The sequence below is a fragment of the Rathayibacter sp. AY1A7 genome (genome assembly GCF_002930845.1).
In the GTDB taxonomy this organism is placed as follows: domain Bacteria; phylum Actinomycetota; class Actinomycetes; order Actinomycetales; family Microbacteriaceae; genus Rathayibacter.
Genome location: NZ_PSTL01000004.1, coordinates 69463 through 88151, shown reverse-complemented (window position 1 = coordinate 88151; position 18689 = coordinate 69463). Strand labels below are relative to the sequence as shown.

The window sequence follows — 18689 nt, the reverse complement described above, 5'->3', positions numbered from 1 at the left end:
CTCAGACGAGCGAGTCGTAGATCGCCCGGGTGTCCCGCGCGATCTGCGTCCAGCTGAAGTGGCTCTGCGCGCGCTCGCGGCCCGCGGCGCCCATCCGCTTCGCCGTCTCCGGGTCGGCGACGACCTCGGCGAGGGCGGCGGCCAGGTCGGCGACGTAGCGCTCCGGGTCCACGGGGGTGCCGGTGCCGTCGGTGACCTGCTCGATCGGGACGAGTCGCCCGGTCACGCCGTCGTCGACGACCTCCGGGATGCCGCCGGTCGCCGTCCCGACGACCGCCGCACCGCAGGCCATCGCCTCGAGGTTGACGATGCCGAGGGGCTCGTAGATCGAGGGGCAGACGAACGTGGTCGCGTTCGTCAGGACCGCGGAGAGCTGGTGGCGCGGCAGGTGCCGGTCGATCCAGACGACGCCGGTGCGCTCCTCCTGGAGGCTGCGGACGAGGGAGGTGACCTCGGCCATGATCTCGGGGGTGTCGGGGGCGCCCGCGCAGAGCACGAGCTGCACCTCGGGAGGCAGGGTCGCCGCGGCGCGGAGCAGGTAGGGCAGGCCCTTCTGCCGGGTGATGCGGCCGACGAAGACCACGGAGGGGCGCGAGGGGTCGATGCCCAGCTCGGCGAGGACGGCCTCGTCCTCGACCGGGTGCCAGGCGTCGAGGTCGATGCCGTTGTAGACCACGTGGACCTTCGCCGGGTCCAGGGCCGGGTAGGAGCGGAGGATGTCCTCGCGCATGCCGCCGGACACCGCGATCACGGCGTCGGCGTTCTCGTACGCCTCCCGCTCGATCCAGCTCGAGACGCGGTAGCCGCCGCCGAGCTGCTCGGCCTTCCACGGACGCAGCGGCTCGAGGCTGTGCGCCGAGACCACGTGCGGGATGCCGTGCAGGAGCTGGGCGAGACGCCCCGCGGCGTTGGCGTACCAGGTGTGGGAGTGGACCAGGTCGGCCCCCGCCGCGTCCTGCGCGATCTGCAGGTCGACCCCGAGGGTCTGCAGCGCGCCGTTCGCCTCGGCGAGCTCCGCGGGGACGGAGTACGCGAACGTGCCCTCCTCCTCGCGCGGCGCGCCGAAGCAGCGCACCACGACCTCCAGGTCGCTGCGCAGCGCCTTGGTGAGCTCGGCCACGTGGACACCGGCTCCCCCGTACACCTCGGGCGGGTATTCCTTGGTCAGCAGATCGACTCGCACCCCCGAACCGTAGTACAGGGCGCTCCCCCGGCGACAGCCGGGGTCCACGGGGAAGCCCGAGCCCCTACTGTGGTGCCATGCAGTCAAAGAAGATCTTCGGCATCGTCCTCGCCGGCGGCGAGGGAAAGCGCCTCATGCCCCTCACGGCGGACCGGGCCAAGCCCGCGGTGCCGTTCGGCGGGCAGTACCGGCTGATCGACTTCGCGCTGTCCAACCTGATCAACTCCGGTCTCACCCAGATCGTCGTGCTGACGCAGTACAAGTCGCACTCGCTCGACCGCCACGTCTCGCAGACCTGGCGCCTCTCCGGGCTCCTGAACTCCTACGTCGCCTCGGTCCCCGCGCAGCAGCGCCTGGGCAAGCGCTGGTTCAGCGGCTCGGCCGACGCGATCCTGCAGAGCCTCAACCTGATCCGCGACGAGAAGCCCGACATCGTCGTCGTGGTCGGCGCCGACCACGTCTACCGCATGGACTTCTCGCAGATGATCGACGCGCACATCACGTCCGGTGCGAAGGCGACCGTCGCGGCCATCCGCCAGCCGATCGAGCTCGCGGACCAGTTCGGCGTCATCCAGCTCGCCGGTGACGAGGCGGGCGACGGCATCGTCCCGACGATGATCTCCGAGTTCCTCGAGAAGCCCAAGGACGCCGTCGGCCTGGCCGACTCCCCGCACGAGGTCCTCGCCTCCATGGGCAACTACGTCTTCGACGCGGACGCCCTGATCGACGCGGTCATCCGCGACGGCGAGTCCTCCACGTCGGACCACGACATGGGCGGCGACATCATCCCCGACTTCGTCGCGCGCGGCGAGGCCGGCGTCTACGACCTCAAGCTCAACGACGTCCCCGGCTCGACCGACCGCGACCGCTACTACTGGCGGGACGTCGGCACCATCGACTCCTTCTTCGAGGCCCACCAGGACCTCATCTCGGCGCTGCCGGTCTTCAACCTCTACAACCAGCAGTGGCCGATCTTCTCGTCGCAGCTGAACTCCCCTCCGGCCAAGATCGTCCGCGACGGCAAGGGCAACATGGGATCGACGGTCGACTCGGTCGTCTCGCTCGGCACCGTGATCTCGGGCGCGCACATCGAGCGCAGCGTCGTCGGGCCCTGGACGGTCATCGAGTCGAACGCGACGGTCACCGATTCGGTGGTCTTCGACAAGGTCCGCATCGGCCCGGACGCGCTGGTCGTCCGCGCTATCCTCGACAAGGACGTCGTCGTCGAGCCCGGTGCTCGAGTCGGCGTGGACCACGACCGCGATCGCGAGCGCGGGTTCACCGTCACCGAGTCGGGCATCACCGTCGTCGGCAAGGGCGTCGTCGTCCACCCGTAGCACCCCCGCGGGTCGAGCTCTGCGCCCCGGCGCGCCCACCCGACCGATCGGACCGGCCCATGAGTGAGCGTCCTGCGACGCCTGCCCGCTTCCTCGTCGTCCTCGACGCGGACTCCACCCTCCTCCAGGACGAGGTGATCGAGCTCCTCGCGGTGCACGCCGGCTCCGAGGAGCGCGTCGCCGCCGTCACGGAGCGGGCGATGCGCGGCGAGCTCGACTTCGGCGAGAGCCTCCGCGAGCGGGTCGCCACTCTCGCCGGGGTCCCGGAGTCGGTGCTCCCCGGTGTGAGCTCGGGCGTCCGCGTCACGCCCGGCGCCGCCGAGCTCGTGGCCGGCGTCCACGCCGCCGGCGGCCGCGTCGGTGTGGTGTCCGGAGGGTTCCACGAGGTCCTCGACCCGGTCGCCGGTGCGCTCGGCCTCGACTTCGTCCGGGCCAACCGCCTCTCCTGCGGGGACGGCCTGCTGACCGGAGCGGTCGACGGGGCGGTCATCGACGCCGCGGCCAAGGCGGAGGCGCTCCGCGAGTGGGCGGCGGTCTCGGGCGTCCCGCCGCAGCGCACGATCGCCGTCGGCGACGGTGCGAACGACCTGGAGATGATGGCGGTCGCCTCCCTCGCGGTCGCCTTCAACGCCAAGCCCCTGGTGCGCGAGCGCGCCGACCTCGTCGTCGGCGGCCTCGACCTGTCGCAGCTGCTGCCTGTCCTCGGCCTCCGCGGCTGAGGCCCGCCTCCCCCGGCCTCAGGAAGGTCAGCGGCCCGCGATCGCGACGAGTCCGGCGCAGCCGAGCGCCAGCGCCCAGCTGACGAGCGAGCCCACCAGGAAGTACTCCGCCTTCTCGCCGCTGCCGCCGTCGCGGGAGATCTCGGGGAAGCGCACGATCCCCTTGGCCGCGAGCACGGCACCGGCGAGGCCGATCGCTCCGGCGAGCGTGAGACCGGCGATCAGCAGCCTCTCCAGCGGTCCGATCGTGCGCCCGCCCTGGAGGTCCGGCAGGCGGGCGTCGGCCGGCTCCCGACGCGCGAACCGCTCGCTCCAGCGCGGACGCGGCGCGGGCTCGGCCTGCGGGAGCTCGCGGAACAGCGCCGCCCGCACGATCACGTTGCCGCTCTCCAGCAGGAAGAGCCCGGCTCCGACCGCCAGAGCGAGCTGCTCGATCGGAGGGAGCGTGCTCGCGACGGTGGTCGGCGCGAGCGGCCCCGTCGGGACGCCGGCGGCGCGGTCGACAGCGGTCAGCACCAGGACCGCCGCGACGAGGGCGACGGCCGGACGCAGACCCCCGGGCGGCCGCGCGTTCTCGACGGTCGTGGTCGTCAGCAGCCAGGCTCCGGCCAGGACGACGACGATCGCCGCACCGAGCGGCGGGGCTCCGACGAGGAGCGCTGCGGTCACGGCTGCGGCGGCGAGCACGGGGATCGCGAGGAGGGCCGCACGGCGGCGGAGGTGCGTGCGCGCGAGGTCGCCGAGGCCGATCACGGCGAGCAGCAGCGCCGTCAGCACGTCTCCTCCAGCAGGCGCGCGCCGGCGAGGAGGGCGCCCGCTCCCGCGCGCCGCAGCGCCTGCGAGACGGCGGACTGCGAGATCGACTCCTGCTCGCCCAGCTCCTTCTGCGACGCTCCGCGCAGGCTCCCCAGCACGAGTCGGCGATCGCGCGCGCTGAGCGCTCCGACCAGCGCGTCGCGGGAGAGGAGGTAGGCGTTGACGGCCGCCTCGCCGGAGTCCCCGTCGGCGTCCCCGGCGACGAACCATCCGCGGGCCGTGGGCACGGCACCGTCCTCGAGCGCGTGGGCGCGATCGATGGCCTCGCGCGCGCGCCACCAGCCGGACCCGTCCTCGAGGTCCCCGGCGATCCCCGACCCGACCACCCGCACCTCGCCCAGGCCGATGCCCGCGCGGCAGTCGACGCCGGCCGGGAGCGAGAGGCGCGCCTGCAGCGTCGCCCGGAGCGCGGCGTGGACGGAGGGGTAGATCGCCTGGAACTCGTCGCCGACCGTCGGGTGCAGGGGCTGGATCGCCGGGACCGCGGCCTCCACCTCGGCGAAACCCCGCTCGATCTCGCGCTGAGCACCCGCGCGGTCGACGAGGGAGCGGGAGGTCACCAGGTCCAGGAGCACGGCGACGACATCGGAGGAGGTCATCGCATAAGCCTAGAGCTTATATCCGCCGGATATAAGCCCAGAGCTTATCGGTCAGTGGCCCATCCCGAGGCCGCCGTCGACCGGGATCACGGCACCCGAGATGTACGCGGCCTCGTCGCCGGCCAGCCAGCGCGTGACCTTCGCGACCTCGGCAGCGGTGCCGTAGCGGGCGAGCGGGATGCTCTTCCGGTACTCCGCCTGCTGCTCCGGGGAGAGCTCCGCGGTCATGTCGGTCTCGATGAAGCCGGGAGCGACGACGTTGGCGGTGATGTTGCGGGCGCCGAGCTCGCGGGTCAGCGAGCGGGCGAAGCCCACGAGGGCGGCCTTCGACGAGGAGTAGTTGATCTGGCCCGGCGACCCGTAGAGGCCGACCACGCTGGAGATGAGGACGACGCGGCCGAAGCGCTGCTTGAGCATCCCCTTCGATGCGCGCTTGACGACGCGGAACGCCCCGGTGAGGTTCGTGTCGACGACGGACGTGAAGTCCTCCTCCGTCATGCGCAGCAGCAGGGTGTCGCGGGTGATGCCCGCGTTCGCCACCAGGATCTCGACCGGGCCCAGCTCGGCCTCGACCTGCGTGAACGCGGCGTCGATGGAGGCGGAGTCGGTCACGTCCGCGACGACGGTGAGGGAGCCCTCCGGGCCGGAGCCCGAGCGCGCGGTCACGGCGACCCGGTGACCGGCGGCCACGAACTCCTGGGCGATGGCGAAGCCGATCCCCCGGTTGCCCCCGGTGACGAGGACGGTGCGCGGCGTGGTCATGGTGTCCCTCCTGCCGGCGCTCGTGCGGCGCCGGGCGACCCGTACATCCTAGAGGCGCGTCGCGCAACAGATTCCGGGATGAGGCCCTCCCGGCCTGCACCCGCCCGCCGCGACGTAGGCTTGCAGAGCTGTGAAACCACGCGAGACACTCACCTCCCTACCGCCGTCGCCGAGCGCCGAGCGGCGCTCCCGTGCGATCAAGTACTCGATCGCCATGGGCATCAGAATGCTCTGCGTCATCTGCCTGCTCTTCGCCCACGGCTGGTGGCTGCTGTTCTTCGCCATCGGCGCCGTGGTCCTGCCCTACTTCGCCGTCGTGCTGGCCAACGTCGGCAGTGCGGGCGAGCGCGGCAACGTCGAGCGGCCGGGTGCGATCGTCCTCTCCCGGCCGGTCCCACCGCCCCCCGCCCCCGACTCCGAGGCGCCGACCGGCCCCGAGGGCGGCGACCCGCGGGGAGACCGGCCGTGATCCCGCTCGGCCGGGTCCCCGACGCGCACGCCTGCTCCCGAGCGGGCTGCCCGCGGACGGCGACGTTCGCGATCGAGTGGCGGAACCCGAGGATCCACGCGGAGGACCGTCGGAAGACCTGGCTGGCCTGCGGCGAGCACCTGGAGTTCCTGCGCGAGTTCCTCCTCGCCCGCGACTTCCCGCTCGAGGTGAAGCCGCTCTACACGGTCGATCGCGGAGCGGAACGATGAGCGGCGACGCGCCCCGTCCCTCCTGGCGCTTCGTCTTCTCGCGACGCTGGTTCGGCTACCTCGCTCTCGCGATCGTCTTCGCCGTCGCCTGCGTGCTGCTCTCGCGCTGGCAGGTCGCGCGGCTCGACCAGGCCGCCTCGACCAACCGGCTGGTCACCGCGAACTGGACCGCCGACCCGGTGGCGCTCGACGGGCTGCTCCCCGCCGACTCCACGTGGGACGACGCCCTCGAGTACCGCCCGGTCGAGATCACCGGCGTCTACGAGACGCAGGGGCAGACCCTCGTCCGCAACCGGCCCTACAACGGCAACCCCGGCTTCGAGATCCTGACGCCGCTGCGGCTCGACGACGGCAGCGTGTTCGTCGTCGACCGCGGCTGGGTCCCCGTCGGCTCGACCCAGGACTCCCCCGACGCGATCCCCGCGCCGCCCGAGGGAGAGGTGACCATCGTCGCCCGCCTGAAGCCCGCGGAGGGACGGATCGACGGACGCTCCGCACCGGCCGGCCAGATCGCCACGATCCAGCTCGATGATCTGTCGACGCAGCTGGACGAGCCCCTGCGGACCTCGGCGTACGGCCTGCTGGTCGCCGAGGCGCCGGCGCCGGTCGACGCTCCCCCGCTGGCCGCGATCAAGCCGGTCGCCGACGAGGGCCTGCACATCAGCTACGCGATCCAGTGGGTGCTGTTCGCCGTCATGGGCTTCGGCGGGCTCGGCTGGGCGATCCGCCACGAGTACCGAATCCGCAACGCCGACGACCCCGAGGTCGTGGCGGCCGAGGAGCGGCGCGAGGAGCGCCGCCGACGCCGCGGCCGCAGCGACTCCGAGGTCGAGGACGAGCTGCTCGACGCCCGCTAGGCGAGCGTGATCAGGTCGAGGTAGTCGGCTGCCCAGTGGTCCTCGGTGCCCTCCGGCATGATCAGGACGCGCTCGGGGTTCAGCGCCTCGACGGCTCCCTCGTCGTGGCTGACCAGGACGACCGCGCCCTCGTAGTGCGCGAGCGCGTCGAGGATCTCCTCGCGGCTCGCGGGATCGAGGTTGTTGGTGGGCTCGTCGAGCAGGAGAACGTTCGCGCCCGAGACCACGATCATCGCCAGGGCGAGACGGGTCTTCTCCCCGCCGGAGAGGACCCCGGCCGGCTTGTGCGAGTCGTCCCCGGTGAACAGGAACGAGCCCAGGACCCGGCGCGCCTCGGTCTCGGTGAGGTTCGGGCTGGAGGAGACCATGTTCTCAAGCACTGAGCGCTTGACGTCGATCGTCTCGTGCTCCTGCGCGTAGTAGCCGATCCGGAGGCCGTGCCCGGCCTCGATCACTCCGGTGTCGGGCTGGTCGACGCCGCCCAGAATGCGCAGGAGCGTCGTCTTGCCCGCTCCGTTGAGCCCCAGGATGACGACCTTGGAGCCGCGGTCGATCGCGAGGTCGACGGCGGTGAAGATCTCGAGCGAGCCGTAGCTCTTCGACAGGTTCTGAGCCTGCAGAGGGGTGCGACCGCAGGCGGACGGGGTCGGGAACCGGAGCTTCGCGACGCGGTCGACCGCGCGGACCTCCTCGAGCCCGCTGAGCATGCGCTCGGCACGCGCGACCATCTGGTGCGCCGCTGCGGCCTTCGAGGCCTTCGCGCCGAACTTCGCGGCCTGCAGCTGGAGGGCGCCGGCCTTCTTCTCGACGTTGACCCGCTCCTTCTTGCGGCGCTCCTCGTCGGCGGCGCGCTGGCGCTGGTAGTTCTTCCAGTTCATGTTGTAGACGTCGATGACCTGGCGGTTGGCGTCGAGGTAGAAGACGCGGTTCACGGTCTCGCCGACCAGCTCGATGTCGTGGCTGATCACGATGAAGCCGCCGCGGTAGTTCTTGAGGAACTCGCGGAGCCAGACGACGGAGTCGGCGTCGAGGTGGTTCGTCGGCTCGTCGAGGATCAGCGTGCTCGCGTCGGAGAAGAGGATGCGCGCGAGCTCGATGCGGCGCCGCTGGCCACCGGAGAGCGTCTTGAGCGGCTGGTCGAGGATCCGGTCGGGGAGGTTGAGGTTGCTCGCGATCGACGCGGCCTCCGCCTCAGCCGCGTATCCGCCCAGGGAGAGGAAGCGATCCGTGAGGTTGCCGTACTTCTTCATGCCGGCCTCGCTCACGGAGGTGTCGCTGCTCGACATCGCGACCGTCGCCTCCTGCATGCCGAGCACCAGCTGCCCCAGCCCGCGGGCGTCGAGGATGCGGGTGCGCGCGAGCTCCTCCGGATCGCCGGAGCGCGGGTCCTGGGGGAGGTAGCCGATCTCGCCGCCGCGGTCGACCGTGCCCTTCGAGGCGATGAGGTCGCCCGCGAGGACCTTGGTCAGCGTCGTCTTCCCCGCCCCGTTGCGGCCGACGAGGCCGACCTTGTCGCCGTCGCCCACCCGGAAGGAGACGTTCTCCATCAGGAGTCGGGCGCCGACTCGGAGTTCGAGGTCGTGCACGCTGAGCACAGTGCTGTCCGTTCCCGCCAAGAAATGGCGTTCGGTTCGGGAGGAGTGGGGCAAGGGGCCGCGATGCGGCAGCCCCCTAGTATATTTCCTGAGCCGCGGGGCGGATCCACGTCCGCTCACCGCGGACGCGCTCGCTCCTCGCTCTCGGGCGACCAGGACTCTCGGAGATCACCCATGTCCCCTTCCTCTTCCGCCCTCCCGCGCCCGGTCCTCGCCGACCGGCTCGTCACCCGCTCCGTCGCGACCGACGCCCTGCTGGTGCTCGCGGGTGCAGGTCTCACCGCAGCGATGGCGCAGCTGTTCATCCCGATGTGGCCGGTCCCCTTCACGGGCCAGACCTTCGCGGTCCTCCTGGTCGGCACGACGCTCGGCGCACTCCGCGGCGCGCTCTCCATGCTCGTGTACGCGCTCGTCGGCGCTCTCGGCGCCCCGGTCTTCACCGAGGGCTCGCACGGCTGGGCGGTCCTCGCGGGTCCCACCGGCGGCTACATCGTCGGCTTCGTCCTCGCGTCGATCGTCACCGGGTGGCTCGCCCAGCGGCAGTGGGACCGTCGCGTCCTCGGCACGCTGGTGACCTTCCTCGCCGGCACCGCCACCATCTACCTCGTCGGCCTGCCCTGGCTGGCCGCCGCCCTCGCCTCGCTGGGGCTGCCCGCCGACCTCGGCTCCGTCCTCTCCGCGGGACTCGTGCCCTTCCTGGTCGGCGACGCGCTCAAGGCGCTGGTCGCCGCCGCGCTGCTCCCCACCACCTGGGCGATGCTCTCGCGCCGCTCGCGCTGAGCGGTCGCACGGACGCCGAAGGGCCGGGAGGACGATTCCTCCCGGCCCTTCGGGCGTCCGGCAGAGGTCGAGCCGCCCGGTCCTCCTGCTCGACCTCGGTGGGCACCTCCACCGACTCGACCGGCGGGGGCGACGACGGCCCCGGACTCCGGAGCCGTCCCGCCCGGCCGTTCCGACTCCACGACGGACTGCGACAGGCCGAAGACGACAGGAACGCCGAAGGGCCGGGAGGACGACTCCTCCCGGCCCTTCGGCGTCGGTGTCCAGCGGCTAGATCGAGAAGCCGAGTGCGCGCATCATGTCGCGCCCGTCCTCGGTGATCCGGTCGGGACCCCACGGCGGCATCCAGACCCAGTTGATCCGGAACGCCTCGACGATGCCGTCGAGCGACTCGGCGGTCTGCTCCTCGAGCACGTCGGTCAGCGGGCAGCCCGCCGAGGTGAGGGTCATATGGATGACGAGGGCGTCGTTCTCGTCGTCCCAGCCCAGGTCGTAGATGAGTCCCAGGTCGACCACGTTGACCCCAAGCTCGGGGTCCATGACGTCCTTGAGGGCTTCCTCGACCTGGTCGAAGAGCTTCGGCTCGAGAGTGGTGACCGCCATGATCAGACCGGCGCCGAGGTCAGGAAGCGGTCGTAGCCCTCGTCCTCGAGCCGGGTGGCGAGCTCCTTGCCGCCCTGCTCGGCGACGCGGCCGGCGACGAAGACGTGGACGAAGTCGGGCTGGATGTAGCGGAGGATCCGCGTGTAGTGCGTGATCAGCAGCACGCCGAGACCGGTGCTCTGGTGGGCGCGGTTGACGCCCTCCGACACGATCTTGAGCGCGTCGACGTCGAGGCCGGAGTCGGTCTCGTCGAGGACGGCGAACTGCGGGGCGAGCAGCTCGAGCTGGAGGATCTCGTTGCGCTTCTTCTCGCCGCCCGAGAAGCCCTCGTTGACGTTGCGCGCCGCGAAGGACGAGTCCATGCGGAGGTTCGCCATCGCCGACTTGACGTCCTTCGTCCACGTGCGGATGGCGGGCGCCTCGCCGGCGATCGCGGTCTTGGCAGTGCGGAGGAAGTTGGTGTTGGTCACACCGGGGATCTCGACCGGGTACTGCATGGCGAGGAAGAGGCCCGCGCGGGCGCGCTCGTCGACGGACATGTCGAGCACCTCGACGCCGTCGAGGGTGATCGAGCCGCCGTCGACGTGGTACTTGGGGTGTCCCGCGATCGTGTACGCGAGGGTGGACTTGCCGGACCCGTTGGGGCCCATGATCGCGTGGATCTCACCCTGGTTGATGGTGAGATCGACACCGCGGAGGATCTGCTTGGTCCCCTGCTCGGTCTCGACACTGACGTGGAGATCGCTGATCTGGAGAACGGACATTCAGACTTCCTTCGTGACGGTCGGGTCGATGTAGACGTCGCCGTCGATGATCTCGACGACGAAGACGGGGACCGGCTCGTAGGCCGGGAGGTTCAGGGGGGTGCCGGTGCGGAGGGAGAACTGGGAGCCGTGCGCCCAGCACTCGAGGCTGTCGCCCTCGACGAAGCCCTCGGAGAGCGAGATCTCGCCGTGGGTGCAGGTGTCGCCGATGGCGTGGATCTCGCCGGCGGAGTCCTGCACGACCGCGATCGCGACTCCGTCGACCTCGACCCGCATGGCCTGGTTGGGGATCAGCTCGGAGACCGAGCAGATCATCGCGGCGTTGCTCATGCGGTGACCGCCGCTCCGCGGGAGGAGCCGGTCTGGCCGGCGCTGCCGGCGAGCTCCGCCTCGATCGCGAGCTGCAGTCGGTCCTCGAGCTCGGCGACCTTGATCTGCTGCACGATCTCGCTGAGGAACCCGCGCACGACCAGGCGTCGCGCCTCGTCCTCACGGATGCCGCGGGACTGCAGGTAGAAGAGCTGCTCGTCGTCGAAGCGGCCGGTCGCCGAGGCGTGCCCCGCTCCGGCGATGTCACCGGTCTCGATCTCGAGGTTCGGGATGGAGTCGGCGCGCGTGCCGTCCGAGAGGACGAGGTTGCGGTTCTGCTCGTAGCTGTCGGTGCCGGTGGCGCTGTTGCGGATCAGGACGTCGCCGATCCAGACGGTGCGCGCGCCCTCGCCCTGCAGCGCGCCCTTGTAGGTCACGCGGCTGCGGGTGTCGGGGGCGTCGTGGTCGACGTACACCTGCTGCTCGAGGTGCTGGCCGCCGTCGGCGAAGTACAGGCCGAAGAGCTCGCCGTCCGCTCCGCGCTCGACGAGGTGCGCCGAGGGGTTCACCCGGACGATGGAGCCGCCGAGGGTGACCACGATGTGCTTCACCTTCGCGTCGCGTCCGACCCGCACGAAGTGGTTGGCCAGGTGCCGGGCGTCGTCCGCCCACTCCTGCACGGTGACGACGGTGAGCTGCGCGCCCTCGCCGACGAGGATCTCCACGTTCTCCGCGAGGGAGGCCTCCCCCTCGTTCTGCAGCACGACGACGGCGCGGGCGTAGGGCGCCGCCTCGATGATCGTGTGCGCGGCGCGGGGTGCGGAACCGAGGCCCGAGCGGACGAGGGTGGCGACCTTCTCGTCCTCTCCCGTCACGCGGACGGCGAGAGCCTTCTCGAAGCTCGACCAGGCGTTCGCGGCGGCGCGGTCCTCGGGGAGGCCGGCAGTGCCGATCCGCTGGTCGTCGCGGCCGACCCACGAGACGTCGACACCGTCCACCGCCGTGTGCTCGACCGGGGCGGGCGAGCCGTCGAGCGCGCCGTCGATGAGATCGCCCAGGCGGGCGACGGGCGTCAGCTTCCAGGCGATCTCGCGGCCGGTGACGGCCTCGAAGGCCTCGACGTCGACCGACGCTAAGCGCTCGGAGCGCGTCTGCACGGGCGTGAACGCCCCGTCGGAGTGGGCGCTGATGCCCAGGCGCTCAGCGGCGGCCGCGCCGTCGATCTCGGGGGTCGCGGCGCTCGTGGGGACCGTCATCTGGCGGTGGTTCCTTTCGATGGGTGCGGGGCGCCCCGTCCGGGCGCCCCTTCGAGGGGGGAGGCGGGCGTCAACCGACGCTGCCCTCCATCCCCATCTCGATGAGCTTGTTCAGCTCGAGGGCGTACTCCATGGGCAGCTCGCGCGCGATCGGCTCGATGAAGCCGCGGACGATCATGGCCATGGCCTCGTCCTCCGGCAGGCCGCGCGACATCAGGTAGAAGAGCTGCTCCTCGCTGACCTTCGACACCGTCGCCTCGTGGCCGAGCTGCACGTCGTCGACGCGGATGTCGATCGCCGGGTAGGTGTCGGAGCGCGAGATGCTGTCGACCAGGAGGGCGTCGCAGCGCACGGTGTTCGCCGAGTGGTGCGCGTTCGCGTCCACCCGGACCTCGCCGCGGTATCCGGCGCGACCGCCGCCGCGGGCGATCGACTTCGAGACGATCGACGACTGCGTGTACGGCGCCATGTGGACCATCTTCGCGCCGGCGTCCTGGTGCTGGCCGGGGCCCGCGAACGCGACGGAGAGGGTCTCGCCCTTGGCGTGCTCGCCGACCAGGAAGATCGACGGGTACTTCATCGTGACCTTGGAGCCGATGTTGCCGTCGATCCACTCCATCGTCGCGCCCTCGTGCGCGATCGCCCGCTTGGTGACGAGGTTGTAGACGTTGTTCGACCAGTTCTGGATCGTCGTGTAGCGCACGCGGGCGTTCTTCTTCACGATGATCTCGACCACGGCCGAGTGCAGCGAGTCCGACTTGTAGATCGGAGCCGTGCAGCCCTCGATGTAGTGGACGTAGCTGTCCTCGTCCGCGATGATCAGGGTCCGCTCGAACTGGCCCATGTTCTCGGTGTTGATCCGGAAGTAGGCCTGCAGCGGGATGTCGACGTGGACGCCCTTGGGGACGTACACGAAGGAGCCGCCGGACCAGACGGCGGTGTTCAGCGCCGCGAACTTGTTGTCGCCCGCGGGGATGACGGTGCCGAAGTACTCCTCGAAGATCTCGGGGTGCTCGCGCAGCGCCGTGTCGGTGTCCATGAAGATGACGCCCTGCTCCTCCAGGTCCTCGCGGATCTGGTGGTAGACGACCTCGGACTCGTACTGGGCCGCGACGCCGCCGACGAGGCGCTGGCGCTCCGCCTCCGGGATGCCGAGCTTCTCGTACGTGTTCTTGATGTCGTCCGGGAGGTCGTCCCAGGTCTGCGCCTGCTTCTCGGTGGAGCGGACGAAGTACTTGATGTTGTCGAAGTCGATGTCCGACAGGTCGGCGCCCCACGTCGGCATGGGCTTGCGCTCGAAGAGCTTCAGGGCCTTCATGCGGCGGTCGCGCATCCAGGCGGGCTCGTTCTTGAGCGCGGAGATGTCGGAGACGACCTCGGGCGAGATGCCGCGTCGTGCGGAGGCTCCGGCGGAGTCCGAGTCGGACCAGCCGAACTCGTAGACGCCCAGGCTCTCGAGCTCGGGGCGGTCGATCAGGATGTCTGACATGTGTACCTCGTTTCCTACCCACTGCTAACCGGTCGGGTCCCGGAGTCATTCCCCCGGGGGTGGCCCGCGGGTGCTCTCCGGCCGGTCGCGCGATCGATCTGATGCGCGGAGCGGATGATGTGCGTCCCTGGATTCCGGAGGTGTGCGTCGGCGCTCCATCGGGCCGTGTGCGGATCACGTGCGCAGGGTGCGTCGAACCGTGACCAGCTTCGCATTCTACCGGCGTCCGCCGTTCAGCGGAACCTCCGCACCTGGGTGTCGGCCGGGCACCGGTGACGTGCCTCCAGACGCGCATGGCCATACCGGTGTCGGTGGTCCGTGATTCGGTTCCGCCATGACGAACGACGCATCGACCCCGATCCCCGCACGACTCGTGACCGCACTGGTGGGCGCCGGCCTGCCGACCGGACCCGTACGGGCGTTCGGCCCTCTCGCCCGCGCGATCGCGGCCGACCTCCCGCTGCGGGCGCTCCCCCGCGTGCTCCTGCGCCTCCGGCGGCACCTGCTCTCCGCCGAGCCGGAGCCCGCGGTCAGGCGGCGGGCTGGAGCTCCTGGGCGGCGTCCCGGCGCTGGGCGCGCACGGTGAACAGCCTCGGGTTCACGTCGAGCAGCACGCGGACCGCGCCGACCCAGATGAGCGCCGAGCCGAGGAGGTGCACCGCGACGAGCGTCTCGGGCAGCGCGGTGAGCGACTGCGCCACCCCGACCAGCGCCTGCAGCACGACGACCACGAGGAAGGCGATCACGCGCCGCCGGGCGAGCTCCGAGCCCGCCGCCCGCGACAGGCGCAGGAGCAGCGCGGCGCCCACGACGAGCACCGCTGTGCCGAGCACGCCGTGCACGACGGTCACGCTCTCCCAGTGGAACTGCATGCGGGGCACCTCCGCGGAGTCGCCGGCGTGCGGGCCGGTCCCCGTCACGAGGGTCCCCACGAGGATGACGAGGAGCGTCAGGCCGACGAGCCCGATGCTGAGCGCCCGCGTCGCGCGGTCCGGCTCGAAGGCCACGGACTGCGAGCGGTGGGCGCGGTGCCACGTCAGTGCGGTGGTGGTGAGGAGGGCGATGGCGAGAACGAAGTGCCCGGCCACGATGTACGGGTTCAGGCCCGAGTGCACGGTCGCGCCGCCCGCGAGGGCGTTCGCGACGACGAGCCAGAACTGCGACCAGGCGAGCCGGGTCATGGTGCGGTCGCGCGGCTTCTGCAGGCGCGCGGCCGTGATCGCCCAGCCCACCGCGACCACGAGGACGCCGGTGAACGCGCGGTTCGTGAACTCGATGAAGCCGTGGATCCCGAGCTCGGGTGTCGAGGTGAGCGAGCCCGGCTCGCACGCCGGCCACGTGGGGCAGCCGAGGCCCGAGCCGGTCAGCCGGACGACGCCCCCGAAGAAGATGATCAGGATGCTCGCGACGAGCGCCGCGGTGGTCCCCCAGCGCAGTGCGCGCGGACCGAGGGTCACCCGCTCGGCGAGCAAGGAGAACGGCGTCACCATCAGAAGGGCAGCAGCGGGTCGATGCCGACGGCGAGGAAGAGCAGGGTGAGGTATCCGATGGACCCGTGGAACACCCGCATCGGCGAGACGTGCTCGTGACGGATCGCGAGGCTGTAGAGGCGGTGCGTCTCGGCGATGAACCAGACTCCGCTGCCGAGCGCGACCACCGTGTAGAGCACCCCCATTCCGGCGACGGGGATCAGCAGGAGCGAGCAGGCGACAGTGGCCCAGGCGTAGAGGATGACCTGGAGCCCGACGATCGTGCGCCCGCGCACGACGGCCAGCATCGGCACGCCGGCGGCCTGGTAGTCGTCCCGGTACTTCATCGACAACGGCCAGTAGTGCGGCGGCGTCCAGAGGAAGATGACGGAGAAGAGGATGACGGGGGCCCAGTCGAGCGAGCCGGTGACCGCCGCCCAGCCGATCAGCACCGGCATGCAGCCCGCGATGCCGCCCCACACGATGTTCTGCGGCGTCCGGCGCTTGAGGAAGAGCGTGTAGAACACGACGTAGATCAGGATCGCGGCGAGCGAGAGGCTCGCGGAGAGCCAGTTGGCCGTGAGGCCGAGCCAGACGATCGACAGGACGCCGATCGTGGTCGCGAAGACGAGCGCGGCCCGGTCCGAGATCTCCCCGGTCACGAGCGGCCGGTTCTTCGTCCGGTTCATGATCCGGTCGATGTCGCGGTCGAAGTAGCAGTTGAACGCGCCCGCGGACCCGGCGCTCAGGGCGCCGCCGATCAGGACGTTGAGGACCAGCAGCAGATTCGGGATCCCGCCCTGCGCCAGGATCATCGTCGGAGCAGTCACCACGAGGAGCAGCTCGATCACGCGCGGCTTCGTCAGAGCGACGAAGGCCTTCACCTTGCGCGAGAGGGTCGTCGGCGACGCCCCGTCCCGCTCGACGGCGGTGGTCTCCACGACTGCGTCCATTGCTCCTCTAACGATTCGATGATCCCGAACGAGTGTAATGCGCCCGTCCGGGAGCCGGGCCCGGCGTGCACGCTTGTCCAATCGGACGCAGACATATGCGACCACGCAACCCCCGGTCAGCGGCGCACCCCCCTCCGTATACTCGGGACTGCTCGCCAGAGCGCCCGGCACGCACCCGAGCCCGCCCGACGATCGTCGGCACGGGGCCGAGAGGGCCGTCGCCGGAGCATCGTGTCGAAGTCGTCATGCGGCGTGCTCCACCATGCGAGAGGGCGGACGGTCCCCGTCTGCCCCACGTCTCGAGAAGGGTCAGTACCAAGTGTCAGAACTGCAATGGGAATCCATTGACGAGAAGGCAGTCGACACGGCGAGGGTTCTCGCCGCGGATGCGGTCGAGAAGGTCGGCAACGGCCATCCCGGAACCGCCATGAGCCTCGCGCCCGCCGCCTACCTCCTGTTCCAGAAGGTCATGCGCCGCGATCCGTCCGACGCGACCTGGATCGGCCGCGACCGGTTCATCCTGTCGGTCGGCCACTCCTCGCTGACCCAGTACGTCCAGTTCTACCTGGGCGGCTACGGACTCGAGCTCGACGACCTCAAGGCGCTGCGCACCTGGGGCTCGAAGACCCCGGGCCACCCGGAGTACGGCCACACCGACGGCGTCGAGATCACCACCGGGCCGCTCGGCCAGGGCCTCGCCTCCGCCGTGGGCTTCGCCTACGCCTCGCGCTTCGAGCGCGAGCTGTTCGACCCGGAGGCCGCCGCGGGCACCTCCCCGTTCGACCACTTCGTCTACGTGATCGCCGGCGACGGCGACCTGCAGGAGGGCGTCACCAGCGAGGCCTCCTCGCTGGCCGGCCACCAGAAGCTCGGCAACCTGGTCGTCATCTACGACTCCAACCAGATCTCGATCGAGGACGACACCAACATCGCCTTCACCGAGGACGTCAAGGCGCGCTACGAGGCCTACGACTGGCAGGTCCAGGTCGTCGACTGGAAGAAGACCGGCGAGTACCACGAGGACGTCGCCGAGCTGCACGCCGCGATCGAGGCCGCGAAGGGCGAGACCGACAAGCCGTCGCTCATCATCCTGCGCACCATCATCGGCTGGCCGTCGCCGAAGAAGCAGAACACCGGCAAGATCCACGGCTCCGCCCTGGGCGCCGACGAGCTCCGCGGACTCAAGGAGGTGCTCGGCTTCGACCCCGAGAAGACCTTCGACGTCGCCGACGAGGTCATCGAGCACACCCGCAAGGCCGTCGAGCGCGGCCAGGCCCAGCACGCCGAGTGGGACGAGCAGCTCGCCGCCTGGGCGTCCGCGAACCCCGAGAAGAAGGAGCTGCTCGACCGGGTCCTCTCGGGCGAGCTGCCCGAGGGCGTCCAGGAGGCGCTCCCCGTCTTCGAGCCCGGCAAGGAGGTCTCGACCCGCGCCGCGTCCGGCAAGGTCATCAACGCCCTCGCCGGCGTGATCCCCGAGCTGTGGGGCGGCTCCGCCGACCTCGCCGAGTCGAACAACACGACGATCGAGGGAGCCGGCTCCTTCGTCCCGACGGAGTTCTCGACCCACGAGTGGACCGGGAAGAAGGGCGGCCGCGTGCTGCACTTCGGCATCCGCGAGCACGCCATGGGCGCGATCCTCAACGGGATCGTCCTGCACGGCAACACCCGCCCCTTCGGCGGCACCTTCCTGATCTTCTCCGACTACATGCGCCCGGCGGTCCGTCTCGCCGCGCTCATGAAGGCGCCGGCCATCTACGTCTGGACCCACGACTCCGTGGCGCTCGGCGAGGACGGCCCGACGCACCAGCCGGTCGAGCAGCTGTCGACCCTCCGCGCGATCCCGGGCCTGGACGTCGTCCGCCCCGGCGACGCGAACGAGGTCGCCTACGCCTGGAAGACCATCCTCGAGCGCCGCGAGGGCCCCGCCGGCCTCGCGCTCACCCGTCAGAACATCCCGGTGTTCGAGCGCGGCGAGGGCGACGCGGAGGGCGAGACCTTCGCCTCCGCCGCGAACGTCGCCCGCGGTGCCTACATCCTGGCCGAGGCGCCGGGCGGCACCCCGGACGTGATCTTCATCGCGACCGGCTCCGAGGTCCAGATCGCCGTCGAGGCGCGCGAGGCCCTGAGGAGCGAGGGCGTCAACGCCCGCGTCGTCTCGGCTCCGTCCCTCGAGTGGTTCGAGGAGCAGGACGCCGAGTACCGCGAGAAGGTCCTGCCCTCCTCGGTGAAGGCGCGCGTCTCGATCGAGGCCGGCCTGAGCCTGGGCTGGCAGAAGTACGTCGGCGACGCCGGCCGCTCCGTCTCGATCGAGCACTTCGGCGCCTCGGCCGACTACAAGACCCTGTTCCGCGAGTTCGGGATCACCACCGAGGCGGCACTGTCCGCCGCCAAGGAGTCGCTCGCAGCCTCCTGACCCGAAGGCCGCGTCCACCACGGACGCGGCCTTCGCCGTCGGAGCAGCGGCTCCCCCTCACACCACGCACCACCTACGCAGAAGAA

The 18689-nt window shown here is 70.9% G+C and carries 19 protein-coding genes; 7 read left to right on the top strand and 12 right to left on the bottom strand.

The annotated features are described in order from the left end of the window. Position 1 precedes the first annotated feature (1 nt). A complete protein-coding gene (gene glgA / locus C5B95_RS05435; RefSeq protein ID WP_104225282.1) occupies positions 2–1183 on the bottom strand; it encodes a glycogen synthase in 1182 nt (393 codons plus the stop codon). A 77-nt stretch (positions 1184–1260) separates the two neighbouring features. Here glgA and C5B95_RS05430 point away from each other — a divergent pair, with 77 nt between their 5' ends. Then, on the top strand, positions 1261–2520 hold the full coding sequence (locus C5B95_RS05430; RefSeq protein ID WP_104221960.1) for a glucose-1-phosphate adenylyltransferase: 1260 nt from the start codon (positions 1261–1263) through the stop codon (positions 2518–2520). Positions 2521–2579: 59 nt separating this feature from the next. Then, positions 2580–3239, top strand: a complete 660-nt coding sequence (serB, locus tag C5B95_RS05425) for a phosphoserine phosphatase SerB (RefSeq protein WP_104348656.1) — start codon at positions 2580–2582, stop codon at positions 3237–3239. A 27-nt stretch (positions 3240–3266) separates the two neighbouring features. On the opposite strand, the gene C5B95_RS05420 is transcribed toward serB, so the two are convergent. The 3 genes from C5B95_RS05420 to C5B95_RS05410 are packed head-to-tail and all read right to left on the bottom strand — an operon-like array spanning position 3267 to position 5416. After that, entirely contained in the window at positions 3267–4016 is a 750-nt protein-coding gene (locus C5B95_RS05420) for a hypothetical protein (RefSeq protein ID WP_104283663.1), read from the bottom strand. Beyond that, positions 4010–4654 carry a SatD family protein gene (locus C5B95_RS05415; protein ID WP_104348655.1) on the bottom strand — a complete coding sequence of 215 codons (645 nt, stop codon included), beginning with the start codon at positions 4652–4654 and terminating at the stop codon, positions 4010–4012. The genes C5B95_RS05420 and C5B95_RS05415 overlap by 7 nt, the downstream gene beginning before the upstream one ends. A 51-nt stretch (positions 4655–4705) precedes the next feature. Beyond that, positions 4706–5416, bottom strand: a complete 711-nt coding sequence (locus C5B95_RS05410) for a beta-ketoacyl-ACP reductase (protein WP_104221952.1) — start codon at positions 5414–5416, stop codon at positions 4706–4708. Between the two features lie 130 nt (positions 5417–5546). Here C5B95_RS05410 and C5B95_RS05405 point away from each other — a divergent pair, with 130 nt between their 5' ends. Genes C5B95_RS05405 through C5B95_RS05395 form a run of 3 tightly spaced genes read left to right on the top strand, consistent with a single transcriptional unit; the run spans position 5547 to position 6972 of the window. Further along, positions 5547–5885, top strand: a complete 339-nt coding sequence (locus C5B95_RS05405; RefSeq protein WP_104221949.1) for a DUF3099 domain-containing protein — start codon at positions 5547–5549, stop codon at positions 5883–5885. Next, complete coding sequence (locus tag C5B95_RS05400; RefSeq protein WP_104225286.1) at positions 5882–6115, top strand: hypothetical protein; 234 nt, start codon at positions 5882–5884, stop codon at positions 6113–6115. The genes C5B95_RS05405 and C5B95_RS05400 overlap by 4 nt, the downstream gene beginning before the upstream one ends. Then, positions 6112–6972, top strand: a complete 861-nt coding sequence (locus tag C5B95_RS05395; protein ID WP_104348654.1) for an SURF1 family protein — start codon at positions 6112–6114, stop codon at positions 6970–6972. The genes C5B95_RS05400 and C5B95_RS05395 overlap by 4 nt, the downstream gene beginning before the upstream one ends. Here the strand turns inward: C5B95_RS05395 and C5B95_RS05390 are convergent. Continuing rightward, entirely contained in the window at positions 6969–8567 is a 1599-nt protein-coding gene (locus C5B95_RS05390; RefSeq protein WP_104221943.1) for an ABC-F family ATP-binding cassette domain-containing protein, read from the bottom strand. The genes C5B95_RS05395 and C5B95_RS05390 overlap by 4 nt on opposite strands. A gap of 174 nt (positions 8568–8741) precedes the next feature. On the opposite strand from C5B95_RS05390, the gene C5B95_RS05385 reads away from it, so the two are divergent. Next, positions 8742–9347 carry a biotin transporter BioY gene (locus C5B95_RS05385; RefSeq protein ID WP_104232632.1) on the top strand — a complete coding sequence of 202 codons (606 nt, stop codon included), beginning with the start codon at positions 8742–8744 and terminating at the stop codon, positions 9345–9347. A 270-nt stretch (positions 9348–9617) separates the two neighbouring features. On the opposite strand, the gene C5B95_RS05380 is transcribed toward C5B95_RS05385, so the two are convergent. The 7 genes from C5B95_RS05380 to C5B95_RS05350 form a co-directional block, all read right to left on the bottom strand. Next, positions 9618–9950 carry a metal-sulfur cluster assembly factor gene (locus tag C5B95_RS05380; protein WP_104221939.1) on the bottom strand — a complete coding sequence of 111 codons (333 nt, stop codon included), beginning with the start codon at positions 9948–9950 and terminating at the stop codon, positions 9618–9620. 2 nt (positions 9951–9952) lie between these two features. Then, positions 9953–10714 carry a Fe-S cluster assembly ATPase SufC gene (gene sufC / locus C5B95_RS05375; RefSeq protein ID WP_104348653.1) on the bottom strand — a complete coding sequence of 254 codons (762 nt, stop codon included), beginning with the start codon at positions 10712–10714 and terminating at the stop codon, positions 9953–9955. Then, a complete protein-coding gene (locus tag C5B95_RS05370; RefSeq protein ID WP_077222834.1) occupies positions 10715–11044 on the bottom strand; it encodes a non-heme iron oxygenase ferredoxin subunit in 330 nt (109 codons plus the stop codon). Further along, entirely contained in the window at positions 11041–12279 is a 1239-nt protein-coding gene (gene sufD, locus C5B95_RS05365; RefSeq protein ID WP_104348652.1) for a Fe-S cluster assembly protein SufD, read from the bottom strand. Before sufD ends, C5B95_RS05370 begins: the two co-directional genes overlap by 4 nt. Positions 12280–12349: 70 nt before the next feature. Beyond that, positions 12350–13768, bottom strand: a complete 1419-nt coding sequence (gene sufB / locus C5B95_RS05360; RefSeq protein ID WP_104348651.1) for a Fe-S cluster assembly protein SufB — start codon at positions 13766–13768, stop codon at positions 12350–12352. Between the two features lie 530 nt (positions 13769–14298). Beyond that, the gene (locus C5B95_RS05355; protein ID WP_104250364.1) at positions 14299–15258 is read right to left on the bottom strand and encodes a heme A synthase; all 960 of its coding nucleotides are present in this window, start codon (positions 15256–15258) and stop codon (positions 14299–14301) included. Next, entirely contained in the window at positions 15258–16190 is a 933-nt protein-coding gene (locus tag C5B95_RS05350) for a heme o synthase (protein WP_104348650.1), read from the bottom strand. Before C5B95_RS05350 ends, C5B95_RS05355 begins: the two co-directional genes overlap by 1 nt. Before the next feature lie 319 nt (positions 16191–16509). Here C5B95_RS05350 and tkt point away from each other — a divergent pair, with 319 nt between their 5' ends. Further along, positions 16510–18603: a transketolase gene (gene tkt / locus C5B95_RS05345; RefSeq protein WP_104225291.1), complete on the top strand. Its 2094-nt coding sequence runs from the start codon at positions 16510–16512 to the stop codon at positions 18601–18603. Positions 18604–18689 lie beyond the last annotated feature (86 nt).